Here is a 19,154-nt window from a genome sequence, read left to right as displayed (position 1 = left end):
GACAAGAGGTTTATAAAGCACCTGATTCAAGCTATTTTATAAATGACTCAAATGCGCAGGCAAAGGTACGTTTTTACTTAGATCATCCGCAATAGGAGTAGCGCGACCGCTGCGCAATGGAATCAATCCCGACCAGATCGGCAATGACTGATCTTCCTCATCGTCGATGGGCATACCCGTACGAATTTTGGCCGATGCTTCTTCTATTTTGAAGCCCAAAACCGTCGTTTTCTTCACTTCACTTTGCGTCATTGGACGAAGGTAGTCCCAACTATCGGGAACCATCTTTTCCGTTACCCACTTCAAAACTTCCGCTTTTTGTTCGTATTCTTCCACTTTTTCGGCGGTAGAAAACAGCACCACCGAGCGGTAATTAACCGAATGATGAAAAGCTGACTTTGCGACCACGAGCGCGTCGGTGAGCATAACGGTGATACACACAGGAATGCCTTTTTCGATCTCACGAATGAAATGACTGCCTACCGAGCCATGCAGATAAAGCACGTTTTCGTAGCGGGCAAACGCCGTTGGAATAGAGAAAGGTTGGCCATTGATGACGCAACTGACGGTGCAAAAAAGCGCTTCATCCAAAATAGAATAGATGGTTTCGTCGTCATACTGAGCGCGTTTGGCGGAGCGACTGGGGATGGTACGGGGAGTGGGCTGCATAGATTGAAAAGTGTTAAATGAAAAATTGACTATTGGGCTGTTAAAAGGATTGCTGTTTTACTTGACTTTATCGAATGCGAGTTTGGCGGCGAGGCTCGTTAAAATGCTCGCCATAAACCATTTTTGCAGGCGAATCCAACGGGGATGTTGACCGAAAAAAAAGGCCATGCGTTGAGCACTTAACACAATGATGAAATTGACCGAAAAACTGACGGACACCTGCACCAAGCCAAGCAATAGGTTCTGAGAAAGCACATTTCCCAATTCCGGTTTGACAAATTGCGGAAAAAACGAAACATAAAACACCGCTACTTTGGGATTCAGTACATTGGTAAAAAAGCCCATTCGGAAAAGCTTTGCAGCGTTGTCCTGCGGTAGATTTTTGGTTTCGAACGGAGTAGTGGAATAGAGTGCCTGCCATGCCAAATAAAGCAAATACACCACGCCAACTGTTTGTAGAGCTGTATAAGCAAAAGGCACCGCAAAAAGCAACGTGGTCAACCCAAATGAAACGAGTAAAATGTGAAACAGAAAACCGCAAATAACTCCTGCCAAAGAGATCAGTCCGGCACGTTTTCCCTGCGTGATCGACCGGCTGATGAGGTAGATCATGTTCGGCCCGGGACTGATGACCAGACCGAATGCTGCCGCCGCAAAAAAGAGTAAATCAGTGATTGATAACATATTACTTTACTTTTTCTACAAAATTACGCCTCTGCCGGCACATGATTAGTATCCAATTTTGACAAATCAGGTAGTCCACTATAGCTGAGACGGTAATAAGGAATCTGTTTGGTTGGCTCAAATCCCAATTGTTGGGCGAGCTTATACGAACCTGTATTGGTTAATCGGCACGCCCAAATGGGCTCGTAACGGTTTGTGAGGCAATGGTCAATCAATGCCGCACAGACGTATTTAGCCAGTCCTTTTCCTTGATATGCTTTGAAGGTTTCGATACCCAATTCCAGTTCCCGGTCATAAATAAAAGAGGAAAAGGCCGTGGAGACCGCTTTTCCGTGATGGAGCAAACTGAATCCTATACCATGTGTGTAAAAATCTTCGGCGTTGTTCCAAAAATGGGAGGGAATGACGGTACCTTCAAAAGATTCAAAAATGGCGGTATCGGTTCGAACAATTTGGTAATTTTCAGGCAATGGTTTTGTCCTACAGGCGGCATATTTAGTTATATTAAAAATAAAATTAACGCGCGTTTGGCGAATAACTAAACCGGTATGTTCTAAGTCAAAGTCCTCTTCGGATATTATTAAGTTGCGCCCTATGAGAGCTGATAATTTTTTATCCCACGATTCCGGAAAAGCCTGTAACCACTCTATACCGTTTCTTGTGTTTGATCGGTGGAGAATGTAGTCGGCTAAACCATTATTAAAAGCGTCATTGCCGGAATTGCCGAAAAGAAGCGACATGCCGTATGGATGTTTGATGTAGAAAGTATCGGGATTTCCTATATCATTTACCCATATCTCTCCATTTACCCGATTCTCAACCACCGAGCGCGCAAACAAATGATTGATGGACACCGTTTTAAGGGGCTGCACTGCTTTTTCGTAATTGCTTTTCGGTAACAATTTCATTGTTTCTTTGATGTTCTTTTGACAAAATTATATCTTTACCGGATTGCCATAAGTATCCACTTTTGACAAATCCGGTAGTCCACTTCTTCAACCTAAAACAATCACCTGATGAGAATCTGTTTTACAATTATTCTGGCCTTGGCAACGAATATGCTGTGGGCTCAAACTTCTCCTAACAAAGCCCATGAAAAGGCTATTCAGGAAATCAGTCAAAAAGAAAAGCAATATGGCGCGATGGCCAAGCAAATTTGGAATTACGCCGAAGTAGGGTATCAGGAAGTGAAAAGCTCGGCGCTTTTGCAGGAACAGCTCAAAAAAGAAGGTTTTAACGTTCAGGCAGGCGTGGCTGAGATTCCTACTGCTTTTACCGCCACCTTTGGCGAAGGAAAGCCCGTCATTGGAATTTTGGGCGAATTTGATGCGTTGCCGGGCCTTTCGCAGGATTCCGTTCCGGTCAAAAAAGCCATTGGGGGCATTGCCGGCCATGCCTGCGGACACCATTTGTTTGGGGTTGCTTCAATGGCATCAGCTATTGCGGTCAAAAATTGGTTGGTTCAATCAGGCCACAAAGGCACGATTCGCTTTTACGGAACACCCGCCGAAGAGGGCGGCGCGGGCAAAATATACATGGTGCGGGCAGGGCTTTTCAACGATGTAGATGTGGTTTTACACTGGCATCCGGGCGACGGGAACAGTGCGAATCCCTCCTCGTCCTTGGCCAACAAATCGGCTAAATTCCGTTTTCACGGTATATCAGCCCATGCGGCAGGAGCCCCGGAGCGGGGCCGCTCGGCGCTGGATGGAGTGGAAGTTATGAATTATGCCGTCAATATGATGCGAGAACACGTTCCTTCAGCATCGCGGATTCACTACGTAATCACCAATGGAGGCAAAGCCCCTAACGTGGTTCCGGATTTTGCTGAGGTGTATTACACAGTGCGTCACCCAAGCCGTCAATATGTAACGTCTATTTGGGAACGGGTACAGAAAGCGGCACAGGGAGCGGCATTGGCTACGGGCACTACCGTAGATGAAGAAGTAATAAGCGGGGTTCATGAACTGCTTCCCAACGATGTGTTGGCACAAATCATGCACAGCAACCTAAAATCGGTCGGAGGGGTCAAATACACTCCTGAAGAAGTAAAGTTTGCCGAACAGATCAGTACATCGGAAGGCATGGGAATCCGCGAAATTGCGTCGGCCGCCCAAGTTGAACCTTTGTCAAATGAGGGCGGTGGCGGTGGTGGCTCGACAGATGTAGGCGACGTAAGTTGGGCTGTGCCAACGGTAGGTTTACGAACGGCTACTTGGGTGCCGGGTACACCCGCGCACAGTTGGCAAGCCGTGGCTGCCGGCGGAATGAGCATTGGGCGCAAAGGCATGATGGTAGCTGCCAAAACATTGGCCATGACGGCCATTGATTTGTTCCAAAACGAAAAGGTAATTGCGGACGCCAAAACTGAATTTGAAAAACGGCGAGGTGCCAATTTTAAATACAATGCATTGATAGGTGACCGCAAACCCGCTCTGAATTATCGGGATTGACAATTCGTGGCATTGGGTTGTGAGCAACCCGGCCGGCGGTTTTGAGAATCGCAGCGGCGCACCGCCCGCCGGCACGGCGGTATTTGTGCAGCAGGTTTTGAGAAACCTGCGCTGAGGTTGCTCACCACCGAAGTATACCAAAATCAGCATACAATGATTGCCTATCAGTCACATTTAGTTATTGACAAAACGGCCAAACAACCCGCTTATCTCCAATTGGCGAATCAGATGACGAATCTGATTCGCGGAGGCGAGTTGCGGGCAGGGCAAAAACTGCTGGGTTCGCGGCAACTGGCGCTGTTTCTAAATATTCATCGCAAAACAGTCGTTCAGGCATATGACGAACTATTGGCGCAGGGATGGCTTGAAAGTCGGGCGGGCAGTGGCACTTACGTGGTCGAAAATCTGCCCGAAATGACGCCTCAACCACTGGCAGATAGCCAAAAACTTATTATTAATCCGGCCAAAACCGCAGGTTTTTTATTCAACGAAGCCCCGCATTTACAGCGCCCGGTCTTGCTGTCATCATTCCAATTCCACTTGGACGACGGTTTTCCTGATCCTCGATTGGCACCTTTAAACGAACTGACCAGAGCGTACCGCAGCAATCTTTTGCACGGAAACTCGTATGTGCGTTTGGGCTACGGAGATACCAAAGGTTCGGCGTGGCTTCGGCGGGAATTGGCAGATTATTTGAATGAGACAAGAGGCCTGAAAATAACCTTAGAGAATGTACTCATCCTGCGCGGTACGATCATGGGGCTGTACTTGGTATCAACGAGTCTATTGAAAAAAGGTGATAATGTTGTTGTGGGATCATTGAGTTGGGCGGGGGCCAACATGAATTTTATGCAGGCCGGAGCCAATGTGCTTAAACTGTCGGTAGATGAATACGGCCCCGTGGTGGAAGAATTGGAGCAGCTTTGTAAAAAACAGCCGATCCGATTGGTCTATCTTACGTCTCACCACCATTATCCCACCACCGTAGCTTTGCGCGCCGACCGCCGCCTGAAGCTCCTGCAACTGGCGGAAGAATACGGTTTTATCGTTTTTGAAGATGATTATGACTATGATTTCCATTATTTAAGCAAACCGCTTTTGCCTTTAGCGAGTGCCGACCGCGCAGGAATGGTGTTGTATTGCGGTTCGTTTACCAAAGCCATTTCTCCGGCGTTTCGGGTAGGGTATTTAGTTGGACCGGAAAACGTTATCAATCATTTGGCGCAATTACGACGGATCATTGACCGACAGGGGGATTTAATATTGGAAAACAGCTTTGCCGAATTGCTCCAAAGCGGCGTGATTCAACGTCATTTGCGTAAGTCTTTGCGCGCTTACCGTGAGCGCCGTGATGTCTTTTGTGAATTGCTGAGAACTACCTTGGGCAATTGTCTGGATTTTCAGGTACCCGATGGTGGAATGGCCGTTTGGACACAATTTGATAAATCAATTGATTTAGCGCTTTTGGCCGAAAAAGCAGAGAAAAAAGACCTCTTTTTTTCGAATGGAATGCATCATAATTCACCCGGCAGTGCACTGAATGCCACTCGTTTAGGCTTTGCCTCATCGACGCCGGAAGAACTGGAACAGTGTGTAGACATTTTAAAAAGTGTGATTTAAGAGAGCGAAATGGAGTGTTATACCGGGAAGGTTTTACGAACACTTTTACATTTTACATTTCTCAGTTTCTCATTTTTCAGTTCCTCTGCTTCCCCCGTTTTTGGAAATCTCAATCTTTTCACAAAAATTGTGTCATTATCGTTTCGGCACTCTATGAATATTGAAGACGTAGAAATCTATATTCTTGACAAACTTCGCAAAAATCTTTCGCCCACGCTCTATTATCATGGGCTGCACCACACCGTTGATGTCGTGGAAGCTTCGTTGAAAATTGCTGAGGCGGAAGGAATTGTAGACGAAGAGTCGTTGCTTTTGCTCAAGACAGCGGCACTTTATCATGATGTGGGGTTCATTACTACGTATCGCGGGCACGAAGAAGAAGGCTGTCGGATAGCCCAACTTACGTTGCCGAATTTTGGCTATAACCCTTCACAAATTGAAAAAGTTTGCGGAATGATAATGGCCACCAAGATTCCGCAAACTCCTCATAATCATCTTGAAAAGATCATCGCCGACGCTGATCTTGATTACCTTGGCGGCACTCAATTTTGGCCCATTGCCAATTCACTTTATGAAGAACTCCGCGAACGTGAAATGGTGACTGATCTTCAGACATGGAACAAAATTCAGGTAAATTTTCTAACCGCGCATTCGTACTGGACCCCCACCGCGCAGGCGTGGCGTGATAAAAAAAAACAATCTTCCCTGGAACAACTGGTTGAGATCGTAAGCGGCTATTAGTTTATTGGCTGAAAGCCTTTATTTGGAGAAGAGGTTTGGCATCATTGGATAATTAATTTTCTTAGTAAAAAATCATTAGCGATTATGGAAACACCCACGTTAGAATTTGAAACAGAAGATGTTATTTCTTATAATCATGCTAAGATTACTTACCGACTGGCTAAAATGTTGAGTATTTATGATGAACAATATGACATTTTACCTGAGTTGGAATTTGAATTATCTCATGGTAGAGCCAAGCCCGATGTTGCTATTTGCAGATTGAATAAAGTAAGTTGGTTGAGAGATATTATTCGCCCTACTCAGCCTCCTTTATTGGCGATAGAAATACTTTCACCACGGCAGGCGTTGAGTGATCTGACTGATAAATCGTTGGACATATATTTCCCTTCGGGAGTTCCTGCGGTATGGGTTATCATTCCTCAGTTTAAGCAAATTACAGTAATGACCGGCTCAGGGCAGGAAAATTTCTCAACGGGTATAGTACATAACGAAGATACAGGGATATCGCTTGATTTAGGGAAACTATTTGCCGAATAAATAAATGCAAAAAGATAAAGCCTTACAATTATCGTAAGGCTTTATCTTTTTTATCGCTACTTCACCGGATTAGGCGGTGTAAGGTGCGGTGCCAGAAAACGATACACCTCCGCGCGCGATTCCCGCGCCAACTTGGTATCTATTCGGTTGAAAGTGTGCCCACCCGGAGCATCTTGATAGATTTTGTAATCAAACTTTTTGCCATTGGCTTTCAGGGCGTTGATCAGGCCTTCCACTTCCAGTACATTCACGTCTTCGTCGTTGGTATTGGTATGCACCAAAAGCGGCGTTTTTAGCTTGTGGGCGTTCCACATCGGCGACCGCCGGCGGTATTCCGCCACGTTTTCAGAAGCATCTTTGCCCAAGTGCGTGGCGGCCGAAAATTCATTACGATAACTTTGGGTCTTATACCCCATACGTGCGATCAGGTCACTGACAGGCACGCCGGCGTAGGCCACGCGGTAATCTTCCGGATGGTCGAAAATATTCATGAGCGTGATCATTCCGCCGTGACTCCAACCCATGATCCCCACACGGTCGGCGTCAACTTGCGGCATATTTTCTACTGCCCAACGTTTGCCTTCCAACACATCGTCGTTTTCGTAATCGCCGTAGTCAATTTGTTTGTAAAATGTGCTGCCGTAGCCGGTGCTGCCTCGATATTCGGGCGCAATAATGATGTAGCCCTGATCGAGTAATTCCCGAACAATATGGGCATAAAATGTATTGAAATCCCCGTGCACGCCGCCGTGGATAAGCACCATGAGCGGCAGTTTTTTGGACGAAGAAAACTTCTTGGGAACAAACGTATAAGCAGGAATAATGACCGGATTGTTAGCGCCCTGACCCGTTGGATTTTTGACTACGTGCGGCGGTCTGCTCGCATAGTTGACTTTATCTATAACGGCAATATCACCCAGTTTTTGGTACCAAAGCAGGTCGTCGATGGTTTTAGTGAGGCCTTGGTCGGTAAATCGGAGGTTGTCTTCCAAGGCTTTGATGCGGTCTGCCAAGTCGGTGGGCGAAGTTTGGGTCATGCCCGCCTTGAAAATGAAACTCAGTAACAAAATAAGGTAATGTTTACGCATGTGTTGTGAGGGTTTATTGATGAAAACGATGAATAAATGTTAGTGTTCGGGTATGAGTAAATATATTCTTAAATTGCGTATTCACAAAATCAGGCAGAAGGCTTTGCCGGCGTTTTGATGTTATAAAAACTTGATAAGCACCGAATTGTCCTACTTGTAAATCTTACATTCGAAATCAACACTTATGGAGCAGGAACCTTTGGGGTTGCCCAAACCCGAAAAAATAAAAGACAAATCCAAAAAGGATAAAAAAAAGAAACCGGACCGTACGGTAGAAACGATGTATCGTTCTACATTGGCCAATCATATGCAGTTAAGTGCCTTGGCCGATCAGAAAGCAGGACTGTTGGTGTCGGTCAATGCCATCATTATTTCGATCATGGCCTCTTTTATGGTGCGCGAATCGTTTGATAATGTGTATCTTATCATTCCTACGTGTCTGCTTGTGGTGGTTTGTTTATCAACCATTACGTTTGCGCTTTTGGCTACGCGCCCGTCGGTAAAACCGCAATCCCAAAAGTTGGACGTTGACCACGTTCATAAGATGGATCTATTGTTCTTTGCCGATTATACCGCGCTTACGTTGGAACAATACCAAAAAGCCATGAAGGACATGATGAGCAAAGAAGACCAACTGCACGACAGCCTTCTCAAAAATATCTACATCCAAGGTAAAGTCATGGAACGTAAATACCGTCGGATCAAAACGGCCTATACCATTTTTATCATTGGATTTCCCGCGGTGTTGGTCAGCTACCTTGTTACACTGTATTGGGCTTAGTCGAGTTTTTTGACGCTCGGTTTAGAGGCTTCAACAACAAATACGTCTTTAAGCGATTTAGGGTCGTCAATGATCTTGTAAAATTCGTCTAAGTACTTGATAGTTCGCTTGATATAGCCTTTCTCCAGTTGCGGATTGTTTTCATAAAGCGCATAGATATGTGGTTTTAGCCGCCTGAAATTCTCAAAAACCTGTTGAAATACCGCCGGCGAATACGTAAGACCGCGATAGAGGCGCTGCCGCACCGAATACAGGTTAAGCACCTGCGGCGGACGGGCATATTTGGCTTCAATAATGCCCGAATAATCAAAATCGTACGGAACGGCCTTAATTGTCGTGGTATAGTCGAGCAGCTTGATGTTATGCAAAAACGGCACCGACCAGTCAGTGTTGCCGATCATGTACTCAAATACCGAAACTGTAGCCATGCTGACCGAGTCAATGAGGTACATCGGAATTTGCTTTCGGTACATATTTTTTACGCCGTTGCGTTTGGCTAGATAGGTTTCATCTTCCAACAGAAAAGCAAACCGTGTTTCGGGATCGCGTTTGCCGGCAGAATCCTGATAGGTCACTTTTGCCAATCGGGCTTTGAAGCTGTTGTCGGTGAATAAATTATACATTTTGTACACCAGATATTCCTGAAAAATGTATTCTTCGTTTTGACAATGCGTCACGAGTTTCAGCAGATTCTGGCGTTCGAATACGGTGTTTTTGTCCTTTTTGTTTGGGATATTTAACAACAACGGAGGGAACGTACAATTGGCGGGCGAGCGCCGAAAATTCCCTCTTACTTTGATCCTGACCTTGAGCGAAACGGCTCCTTTTTTCTTGCGCCCGTACTCTAGTTTTGCCCAGCGATAAGGCTGCTTTGTGCTTTTACGGTCTTTCATCAGCGGCGCAAAATTGGTCGTGAGTGTAAACTCCAACATCTCTTCTTTTTTGAAAAGCGGGCCTAATTTTACTTTGGTCGTATCCTTAGGGGTTTTCTGCGCAAAGCCTTGTAAATTAAGTAGTAATAAAAAGCCCGCGATGATTTTACGGAAGATGGAATGATTCACGAGATAAGACGTTTTTAGGATTGGCTGATGAATTTTTTCAATAAATGATGGCAAAAGAGTGAGTACTTTTCAGCTAAAGATCAGATCGGCAATGTAATTACGAATGTGGTTCCTTCTCCTTCTGCGGTGATGACGTCGATGGTGCCGCCGTGGCCTTTGGTGATGATGTCATACGCCAGACTTAATCCCAATCCGGTACCTTCTCCGGTGGGCTTGGTGGTAAAAAAGGGCTGAAATATTTTGGCTTTGGTAGCTTCCGACATGCCTGTTCCGTTGTCTTTTACGCGAATTTCGATGTTGTTTTTATTGGCTTTTGTGGTTACTTCGACATACGGACGGGCCGTCCGTGCCACAGCATAAAAAGCATTATTGATCAAATTCAATAACACCCTTCCAATGTCTTGGGGGACGACTTTAACGGTAGGTAATTTTGGGTCAAGGTTTGTTTTGAAATCAGCGTTAAAGCTTTTGTCTTTGGCCCGCAGGCCGTGATAGCTCAGGCGCAGGTATTCGTCGGCAAGGGCGTTGATATCGGTCAACTCCATTTCGCCGGTACTGGTGCGGGAGTGTTCGAGCATTCCCTTCACAATCGACGAGGCGCGCTTGCCGTGGTGATTGATCTTTTGTAGGTTTTGCTCAATATCGCCCAGCAATTCCGCTTCCAGTTCGGCATCTTGCTCCTTGTCTTTTGCCGCCAATCTTATTTCATTCAGTTCTTCCAACATTTCAATGCTTACTTCCGAGAAGTTATTGACAAAGTTCAGCGGATTCTGAATTTCGTGGGCAATCCCCGCTGTCAATTCCCCCAAACTTGCCATTTTTTCTTTTTGGATGAGTTGATCTTGGGTAGCTCTCAGTTCGTTCAGCGATTGTTCTAATTGAGCGGTACGTTCTTTGACCTGACGCTCGAGGGTTTCGTTTTGGGCGGCCAGCAATTGCTGTTTTTCCTGTTCCTGCGCCAATGTTTTTTTACTCAGCGCAGTGTTTTCGCGCAGCTTTTCGATCAGATCTCTGCTGGTTTTGGAAAAACTGATGGCTAAATATAATGAGATGGACAAGGGTACACAGAGTACCGCAATTTGGTAGGTGATAATTCCTCCCAAACCGCGCTCAACGATGGGTTCGAAGCCATAGTTCTTAAGCAAGAGATCCACATAAAACAGCAGAAACATGACCAACGAGATCGCCATTCCGATCATGATGAGTCGTGCTCCGGGTAAATGGCGTCGCAGGGCCAGAGCCGTTACCCGAATGACTTCGGCGGTCATCAATAGTTCCGTGCCAAATTCGGCCCAAATGGACCCCAACGAATAGGGCGTAAAAAGGGAGACAACCACCAATAGTCCAAAAACAACGATCAGCCAGAACAGAATTCCGGTAGGCTGATGGTAAATCTCATAAATAGCCCGGATCAAAAAGAGGTAAGCGATGGGAAAGGCAACAGTTTGGGCGAATTCGGCCAAAAAGTATTCAGAAAGGTGTTCAAAATAATCGAGCGTAAGCGGAATGCAGAGGAAAGCAACGCCCAAAAATAACGTTGTAAATGAAAAATATAAATTGGCCCGTTGGGTACGATAAAGCAGGTAAAAAGACAAATGCAGAAACGTCAGAATAAAAAAGACTCCCACCTGAAACCAACCATAATACGTTTGATGCCGCAGGTATTTGTTGACATCATTGGCGTAGGCCGTCTCGGTGACGGTGGCTTTGAAACAATGATTTTTGTTGAAACCTACGCGATTGTAAAAGGGACTGCGCTCATAAGCCACTCGAATGGAAATCTGTACGAAGGGATAACTGACAGAATAGGGGAGGCCAATGACGTTGGTTCTGAATATATTAACGGCTCGAATGGCTTCCGGCTTAGCGCTGACCGTCCCGACCTTGCGGGCCAGAAGGCCATTGATGTAAATTTCAGAAGCAACACTTTGACTGATCAATAAAGTGGTAAGCTTTTGAGCTACCACAGGCGATAGTTCTATGGTAGTTCTGAACCAGCCGATATTCTTTTGTGTGAGTTGAGGAATGGTGTTAACATCCTGCGTGGGATTGACATCTGCCCAACCGGAATCGTCAAATTCCGGATTGGCCCATTCCGGATTATCGCCGGCATGCCATTTCCAGTTTTTATCGAGCACCACCCCTTTTGGAGGAATGGTGTCAATGGTGATAATGCTCTGTGCAACGACGTTGGTAAGCGCAATGAACAGGATCAATAGACTGAATAAACAATTTTTCATGAGGTTTTCCGGGCTGTTTTCGGCTGATGATTACTCTTTGATGGGCAATTTTACGATAAATTCCGTGCCTTCTCCTTCGGTACTTTCCACATCCAACGTACCGCCATGCCCTTTGGTAATGATATCATACGCCAGACTTAATCCCAGTCCGGTGCCCTGACCGGTAGGTTTGGTCGTAAAGAAAGGTTGAAAAATTTTATCCTGCACTTCTTCAGGTATGCCGGTGCCATTGTCTTTGACGCGAATTTCGGCCCAATTGCCCGTTTTTTTATCGGTTATTTGCCTTATGCTTACTATGACCAAAGGTTTATAACCCTCAAGATGAAGCATTGTTTTCTGTTGCACCGCATAAAAAGCGTTATTGATAAGATTGAGTAACACCCGGCTGATGTCCTGCGTAATGACGTTGATCTTGGGCAGGTTTTCGTCAACCTCGATCTTGAAATCGGCATTAAAACTCTTGTCTTTGGCCCGCAGTCCGTGGTACGCCAACCGCAGGTATTCGTCGGCCAAGGTATTGATGTCGGTGGGTTCTTTCTTTCCCGAGCTTGCCCGGGAATGTTCGAGCATTCCCTTCACGATCGACGAAGCGCGTTTGCCGTGATGGTTGATCTTCTGTAAGTTTTGCTCAATATCGCCCAATAATTCGACTTCCAATTCACCATCCTGCCCCTTATCTTTTGCTTCCTGTTTTATTTCGTTCAATTCTTCCAGCAATTCAATGCTTACTTCCGAGAAGTTGTTGACAAAATTCAATGGGTTCTGTATCTCGTGGGCAATGCCTGCCGTGAGCTCTCCCAGAGAGGCCAGTTTTTCGGATTGTATAAGTTGATCCTGAGTGGTTTTGAGGTGATCGATGGATTCCTTGAGCTCGGCCGTTCGTTCGGCTACCTGTCGTTCGAGGGTTTCATTTTGGGCGGCTAAGATCTGTTGTTTTTCCTGCTCCTGTGCCAAGCTTTTGGCCGATAGGGCTTCAATTTCCTTGATCTTATTGCGTAATGATTGCTGCGTACGTGAATATTCGCGCACCAACGAAAAGGATAACCCGACAGGAATGCTAAACAGCATCACAAGCAGGAAAAGAAGCCCAACACTGAGAAGCAATTGGAAAGAACTGTTGTCATATTCTGAAAAGCCCACAAAAGTACCCGCAATGATAAAAAACGTAATGGCCAATACCAGACAGCCCGCCGCTACGAGAAGCGAATAAATAGGCACTTTGGCATTGGCATCTTTTCGCCGATCGGCCAGTATACTCACTCGGATAAAGTCAATGAAAATCAGCAGGAAAGGCAGCAAAATAGGCACAGCATACAGCGCTCCTATATCCATAATAACAAAAACCAAACTTACAACCATTGATATGAGTTGTAAAAAGAAGAAATATCGAAAGGGTTGGTGGAGATATTGATAAAGTGATACATTGATCAGCATCAATCCGACATACGAAGTGATCAGTGTTATTAATTCACTGATTTGTTGGTGGCTTGTGGTTTGCAGATTATCTTCCAGGCTGCTGAAAAAAAAGGCAATGGCAAACGCAAGCATGGTAAAGCCAAGCGTAAGACTTACATTTTTGGGGCGATTTGAGGCATAAAAAGAAAAATGTAAAATGCTGAAAATTAAGAAAACGCCGATACTGAAATAAAGAAAACCGGCCGTACGTTGCGTGGTTAAATGTACGTGGGAAGCGATGGCCTTTGATTTAAAAACCTTCAAACTGAAAGCTTCCTGACCGGAGCCGGGGTAATGAAAATGACCTTTTGTGTGCGAAAGCCGAACAGCAATGGTGTGTTGATTCGTATCGGGAAGGGTGAAGGAAATCATTTTTGGACGAGCATCCGTGATCTCGCGGGCTGCGGATGTACTTACTCTTCCCAACGTATCCAAGAGTTTGCCGTCCAGATAAATTTCAGCCGCTCCGGATTGAATAACATAAAAGCAAAGAGGGGTATTGACCAAATCTGCGTGGATCTTTAAACCACGTCTCAACCAACCGATTTGGGCTTTCCGTAACTCGGATAAATTGTGAATATTTTTAGTGGGGTCTATAGAAGCCCATTTTTGATCGTTAAAGGCCGGTTTCGCCCAAGCCGGATTGTCGCCGGCGTGCCATTTCCAATATCTTTGCAAAGGGGTGCCGCTTTCAGGGAGGGGGCGCAAAGCCGGAACTGTTTGGCCTTGTAGCTGTGCGCAACAAAAAAGTAAGAAAAAACTAAAAATGTACTTCATTCAACAACGCCGGTTTAGGAGTGAAATGGGCGGGAAATTAACAAATGTACTAAAATAGGAAGATTAATTTTTTACTGTACTCGCAGCATTCGCATTTCTACCCGACGGTTTTTGGCGCGATTGATCTCTGAATCATTGGGAGCTATAGGTTTATCGGGGCCAAATCCCACCGCTGCAATGCGACTCTCATCAATTCCTTTTTGAATCAGAAACAGTTTGCAGGCAATTACCCTATCGCGCGACAGTACGGTATTGAGTTGGCGTTCGCCTTCGTTAGAGGTATGTCCGGAGAGTTCAATTTCCATTTTCGGATTAGCGATCAGCAGGTCATAAATGCGATTGAGTTCAGCCGTCCCCGCAGGAAGTAGTCGGTAGCTACCCTGATTGAACTGAATGTTGTTCATCACAATGGCATCACCTTCTTTCAACTCCTTATTATTGAACGAAATGGCTTTGGAGCGTTCCAATAAAATATCTTTACTTTCGGGTTCGGCATTGGCTATTACGTCAAATACTTCTCGCCCTGAGGCGTAGTTTTTAGCGCTTGCTTCGGCTACGTTGAGGCCAACCGGAATATCGTTCAAGGTAAATGCGCCTTCTTTGTTGGTGGTAACTTCGCCGTACCCTTTGACCCGTACCGTGGCGTTGGGAATAGGTTCGTAGGTTTCTTTGTCTTTCACAAAACCCGTGATCAACCCTTTATACACCAACGATTTAGGATTAATGAGCAACTTTATAAAATCAATTGCGTACCCATCGGCCGCCCCGGTGGTAGGATCATCTATCAGTAGTTGAAGTTCTTTTTCTTTGAGCAAAGGTAACAGCTCATCGGGTAGCCGGACGGTGATGAATTTTCCGATGGGACCGGTTTGGTTCAATACATTGATGATGCGTTCGAGGTCAATGAACCGTTTGCCGTTGAGCGTTGCCCGAAAGTTGGAACACATCACGGGCACTTGAAAATCATCAATAAACATTGTCAGCGTAGCGGCCGTTACGTTAGTTCCCTGCAAGGTCGCTAACGGAATTTTAATGGCTTCGGGTAAGGTATTTTGTCTTCCCTGCCCTGAATACCCATCGCCGCCGCAGTTGTTTACTTTTTCGCCAAAGGATGAGCCGAGTAAAATTCGATCCAATCCCGGCAGGTCTTCGGTTTTTGGGTCCCACGGATAGGAGTGAGGCTCCGTAGATTTTCCCGAAAAAGGATTGAAATTTTCGGCCCAGCCAAATCCCAAATTGTCAATGTCGCCTATACGGATCATTACGGCAGCTTCGGCGGTATTTTTCAGTATTACTTCATTTTTGCTCCAATCACCGTCATTGGGCGTTGTTTGGGCCATGACGCGGCAGGCGACAATTAAGAAAAGAAACAGGAATACCTTTTTCATAACATACCGATTTTTGCCAAACGGTTAACTGCTTTATTTACAGGTTAAATAAAGCGAAAAATTTGCATTTTTCAGCACATTTACCCAATGGGTAATTTGATCGTAAATGTCGTTCCTTCCCCTTCTGTACTTTCTACATCCAACGTACCTCCATGTCCTTTGGTCACAATGTCATAGGCCAAACTCAGCCCCAATCCCGTGCCTTCGCCCGTGGGTTTGGTGGTAAAAAAAGGTTGGAAGATTTTAGCTTTGGTAGCGGCTGACATACCTGTGCCGTTGTCTTTTACTGTTATTTCAACCCCACCCAACCCTCCCCTCTGAGGGAGGACTTTTGAACTAACTGTTACTTTTGGCTGATAATTGGGAATGCCTTGTTTTGCCCGCTGATTTACTGCATAAAACGCATTATTGATCAGGTTTAACAATACTCTCCCCATGTCTTGGGGAATAACTGCTGTTTTTGGAAGATCAGGGTCAAAATCGGTTGCTAAGTGTACATTGAAACCATTGTCTTTGGCTTTTAAGCCATGATAAGAAAGTCGTAAATATTCGTCGACCAACGCATTGATGTCGGTGAGTTCTTTTACGCCTGTGCTTGCTTTTGAGTGTTCGAGCATTCCTTTGACGATGCTGCTGGCACGTTTGCCATGATGGTTGATCTTTTGCAGGTTTAGCCTGACATCGTCGGCAATGGCTTTGGCTTCTTCGGGATCGCCTTTGGTAAGTTCTTCCTGCATTTCTTCCACCAGTTCGGCCGATACTTCCGAGAAATTATTGACAAAATTCAACGGATTTTGAATCTCGTGGGCAATGCCCGCCGTCAATTCACCCAAAGAGGCCAATTTTTCCGATTGAATCAATTGATTTTGGGTGGTTTTCAGGTCTGCCAATGATTGCTCTAGTTCAGCAGTACGTTTAGCCACTTCCCGTTCAAGCGTTTCATTTTGGGCGGCGATCAATTGATTGCGTTCGATTTCTTTTTCTTTGGCCAGACGCTCATTATCAATGCTTTTCTGAGCATTTTCTTTTTGCAGATCATTGTAGCGTTCAAACAGATTAAAAGCAAACAACACCACCAGCCAGAAGATACATCCCAGTTCAAGCGACCGAAAATCGCCCACCAGCAGGATTCTGAATACCGGAACACTGAATATAATATTCAATAGAATGTAGGGCAAAGAAGCGATCAGAAAAGTGATATAAAAGCGATCACGCCGTTTAACAAACAACAGGAGCGTTATGAGAAGAGAGCTGAATAACAGCGCTCCGTGTAGTTGAATTTTCGTATCGGGAAGGAGAGAAATGGCCTTCGCCCATACAAATTGCCTAATGATAGTAAGCAGCTGATTGAAGGAAAGAAAGGCCGCAAGCGAGATAAAAAATGTATCCCATTTAGGATAAGAGGAAAATGTTTTGAGCGCATGGCGGAAGAATTGCGCCAGAAAAAAGGTAATGAATATCCATGCCCCATAAAAGAACGGTGAATAAATCCGTAATTCTCTATTTCCCAAGTTAGCATATGCAAAGAAGATATTAGTAGCTCGGTTGAACGCCAGAAACAGCAAAAAAAGGGCAAAGTACAAATACATTCTTTCTCTGACAGTAAAGAAAAAGAACAGATTGAAAATAGCCGTTATTAACAAAAAGCCCATCATAAAGGCTTCTTTTAAGTGCGAAGAGTTGTAAATAGACGTTCGGCTGTCACCCGTATCAATGTAGTATCGCTTTATGACTCGGTCGGTGCCGGCAAGGGCAATGGAAAAGTCGGAAGATAACCCCGGTTTTTTGTTTTTAACTCTTTGATAAACAGTTAGTTCTTCCTGCGGTTGCAGCACTAAGGGAACGGCATCTGCGATTTTGAGACCGTCTTTTTGCTGCCAGTTATTCATCAAACCGCTTCGGAGATGCTTCCACGTTTTGTTGGGTTGAGATACATAAAAATCATCGTAGTCTGACACGGAGTTTAAACTGACACGCGCCTCACGATTCATGGTGTTTTTGAGCCGATACCAAAACCAATAGGTCTGACTCACTGTATCGGTAGGGGTTTTTGCGCCTCTGTAATGAAATCGGTGTCCTGAATGCAATACTTCATTAAGTGTCAGCTTTCCGTCTTTGTCCTCGAGCATTTGCCATTGATCAGCACTGAAATGTTGGAGGAAGGCCGTATCAGATTTGATCTCATAAATAGGCGGCAACGGATTTTGCCCACAACAAACCAATGAGATACCAACGAAGAGGAAAGATGAAAAGAAGATTTTCATGTTGAGATAAAGTTTAAACGGGCAAACTTACCACAAACGTCGTCCCTTCACCTTCCACCGACTCCATTTCCATTGTTCCGCCGTGGCCTTTGGTCACAATATCGTAGGCCAAACTCAGCCCCAATCCCGTACCTTGGCCGGTGGGTTTGGTGGTGAAAAAGGGTTGGAAAATCTTGGATTGAACTTCTTCGGGAATCCCTGTGCCGTTGTCTTTAACGGAGACGATCAGCTCATCGGCTGTTTTTTTGGAGCTAACCCAAACGGTAGGATCGTAATTGGCGATTTCTGATTGACTTTTCTTTTGAACGGCGTAAAAAGCATTATTGATCAAGTTGAGAAAGACGCGCCCCATATCCTGCGAAACCACTTCGGTTTTTGGCATATCGGGGTCAAAATCAGTAACAATTTTGGCGTTAAACGATTTGTCTTTGGCGCGTAAGCCGTGGTAACTCAATCGTAAGTATTCATCGGCCAGCGCGTTGAGGTCGGTCAATTCCTTCTTGCCGCTACCGGCGCGTGAATGTTGGAGCATTCCCGTGACGATGCTGGCTGCGCGCTTGCCGTGATGGTTGATCTTTTGAAGATTTTGGACGATGTCGTTCAGGATTTCGTCTTCCAATCCTTCGTCGCGGTCGGCTTGAGCTCTGGCCCGTTCTCCTTTCAATTCATCCAACAATTCAACCGATACTTCGGAGAAATTATTGACAAAATTGAGTGGATTTTGAATTTCGTGGGCAATGCCGGCTGTCAATTCCCCCAACGAAGCCAGTTTTTCGGACTGAATAAGTTGCTCCTGTGTTGCTTTCAGGTTGTCGAGGGCGTTTTGAAGTTCTTCTTTCTGTTGTAAGATTTCGGCCGTCCGTTCAGCCACCTGCGTTTCCAGATCCAGCTTTTTTAATTCCAAAATGCGATTGGCTTCTTCTTCCTGTTCACGTTTTGTTCGCTCTTCTTTAAGCGCTTTATCAAACGTTTTTTGCTGATTTCGAGCGACCAACGCAAGAATAAAACTCGCAGTCATGGCAATTCCTTTGAGGGAACCAAAGAAATTATCATGCTCTTTATAAAAAGTATGAACCCAGTAATCAGCCAAATTGTCTATCAGAAATGCAAGCCCTAAAGGTCCGATCATCCACAATAGCAGACGCGCATTCGAAACTTGTGCTCTCAGTATATAGGCAGGAACGGAGACCAACATCAGCAAACCGAAGAAAACCGGAGGAGAAATAAAGTCAGTATCTGAAATGACTTCTACGGCCAATAATCCAAAAGCAACAAAGCGAGCGTATTTCAGGCGCTGATCCCATTCGGGGAGGCGCTCTTTGGTTTGCAAAAACTTTTGAACAAAAGGCAGTAAGAAAAAAGCAACCATGAAAGGTGGTAGAAAATTCATAGC

General features: G+C 45.2%; 15 protein-coding genes. 5 read left to right on the top strand and 10 right to left on the bottom strand.

What is annotated here, in order from left to right:
* Positions 1–36: 36 nt before the first annotated feature.
* The 3 genes from ACQY73_RS11370 to ACQY73_RS11360 are packed head-to-tail and all read right to left on the bottom strand — an operon-like array spanning position 37 to position 2,261.
* Positions 37–669 carry a pyridoxamine 5'-phosphate oxidase family protein gene (locus ACQY73_RS11370; protein WP_428665668.1) on the bottom strand — a complete coding sequence of 211 codons (633 nt, stop codon included), beginning with the start codon at positions 667–669 and terminating at the stop codon, positions 37–39.
* Between the two features lie 57 nt (positions 670–726).
* A complete protein-coding gene (locus ACQY73_RS11365) occupies positions 727–1,353 on the bottom strand; it encodes a LysE family translocator (protein WP_428665665.1) in 627 nt (208 codons plus the stop codon).
* Positions 1,354–1,376: 23 nt separating this feature from the next.
* Positions 1,377–2,261 (bottom strand): GNAT family N-acetyltransferase, encoded by an 885-nt coding sequence (locus ACQY73_RS11360; RefSeq protein ID WP_428665663.1) that lies wholly within the window; start codon positions 2,259–2,261, stop codon positions 1,377–1,379.
* A 108-nt stretch (positions 2,262–2,369) separates the two neighbouring features.
* Here ACQY73_RS11360 and ACQY73_RS11355 point away from each other — a divergent pair, with 108 nt between their 5' ends.
* The 4 genes from ACQY73_RS11355 to ACQY73_RS11340 all read left to right on the top strand — a co-directional run bounded on the left by ACQY73_RS11355 (position 2,370) and on the right by ACQY73_RS11340 (position 6,707).
* Positions 2,370–3,806, top strand: a complete 1,437-nt coding sequence (locus tag ACQY73_RS11355) for an amidohydrolase (RefSeq protein WP_428665661.1) — start codon at positions 2,370–2,372, stop codon at positions 3,804–3,806.
* A 153-nt stretch (positions 3,807–3,959) separates the two neighbouring features.
* Positions 3,960–5,426 (top strand): PLP-dependent aminotransferase family protein, encoded by a 1,467-nt coding sequence (locus tag ACQY73_RS11350; protein WP_428665659.1) that lies wholly within the window; start codon positions 3,960–3,962, stop codon positions 5,424–5,426.
* A gap of 153 nt (positions 5,427–5,579) precedes the next feature.
* Positions 5,580–6,167, top strand: coding sequence for an HD domain-containing protein (locus ACQY73_RS11345; protein WP_428665656.1), 588 nt, complete (start codon positions 5,580–5,582; stop codon positions 6,165–6,167).
* An 84-nt stretch (positions 6,168–6,251) separates the two neighbouring features.
* On the top strand, positions 6,252–6,707 hold the full coding sequence (locus ACQY73_RS11340; protein WP_428665654.1) for a Uma2 family endonuclease: 456 nt from the start codon (positions 6,252–6,254) through the stop codon (positions 6,705–6,707).
* Positions 6,708–6,763: 56 nt separating this feature from the next.
* Here the strand turns inward: ACQY73_RS11340 and ACQY73_RS11335 are convergent, their stop codons facing one another.
* The gene (locus tag ACQY73_RS11335; protein ID WP_428665652.1) at positions 6,764–7,795 is read right to left on the bottom strand and encodes an alpha/beta hydrolase family protein; all 1,032 of its coding nucleotides are present in this window, start codon (positions 7,793–7,795) and stop codon (positions 6,764–6,766) included.
* A 184-nt stretch (positions 7,796–7,979) separates the two neighbouring features.
* Here ACQY73_RS11335 and ACQY73_RS11330 point away from each other — a divergent pair, with 184 nt between their 5' ends.
* Positions 7,980–8,576 (top strand): Pycsar system effector family protein, encoded by a 597-nt coding sequence (locus tag ACQY73_RS11330; protein WP_428665650.1) that lies wholly within the window; start codon positions 7,980–7,982, stop codon positions 8,574–8,576.
* On the opposite strand, the gene ACQY73_RS11325 is transcribed toward ACQY73_RS11330, so the two are convergent.
* The 6 genes from ACQY73_RS11325 to ACQY73_RS11300 all read right to left on the bottom strand — a co-directional run bounded on the left by ACQY73_RS11325 (position 8,573) and on the right by ACQY73_RS11300 (position 19,151).
* Positions 8,573–9,637, bottom strand: coding sequence for a hypothetical protein (locus tag ACQY73_RS11325; RefSeq protein WP_428665648.1), 1,065 nt, complete (start codon positions 9,635–9,637; stop codon positions 8,573–8,575). The genes ACQY73_RS11330 and ACQY73_RS11325 overlap by 4 nt on opposite strands.
* 80 nt (positions 9,638–9,717) lie before the next feature.
* Complete coding sequence (locus ACQY73_RS11320) at positions 9,718–11,877, bottom strand: ATP-binding protein (protein ID WP_428665645.1); 2,160 nt, start codon at positions 11,875–11,877, stop codon at positions 9,718–9,720.
* A 30-nt stretch (positions 11,878–11,907) separates the two neighbouring features.
* Entirely contained in the window at positions 11,908–14,040 is a 2,133-nt protein-coding gene (locus tag ACQY73_RS11315; protein ID WP_428665643.1) for an ATP-binding protein, read from the bottom strand.
* A gap of 140 nt (positions 14,041–14,180) precedes the next feature.
* Positions 14,181–15,497: an OmpA family protein gene (locus ACQY73_RS11310; protein WP_428665640.1), complete on the bottom strand. Its 1,317-nt coding sequence runs from the start codon at positions 15,495–15,497 to the stop codon at positions 14,181–14,183.
* Positions 15,498–15,577: 80 nt separating this feature from the next.
* Positions 15,578–17,761, bottom strand: coding sequence for a sensor histidine kinase (locus ACQY73_RS11305; RefSeq protein ID WP_428665638.1), 2,184 nt, complete (start codon positions 17,759–17,761; stop codon positions 15,578–15,580).
* A gap of 13 nt (positions 17,762–17,774) precedes the next feature.
* Positions 17,775–19,151, bottom strand: a complete 1,377-nt coding sequence (locus tag ACQY73_RS11300; RefSeq protein WP_428665635.1) for an ATP-binding protein — start codon at positions 19,149–19,151, stop codon at positions 17,775–17,777.
* Between the last annotated feature and the right edge of the window lie 3 nt (positions 19,152–19,154).

It is taken from the genome of Runella sp., from assembly GCF_965279615.1.
Classification (GTDB): domain Bacteria; phylum Bacteroidota; class Bacteroidia; order Cytophagales; family Spirosomataceae; genus Runella.
The sequence above is the reverse complement of the archived record's forward strand: the minus strand, read 5'-3'. Positions and strand labels throughout refer to the sequence as shown.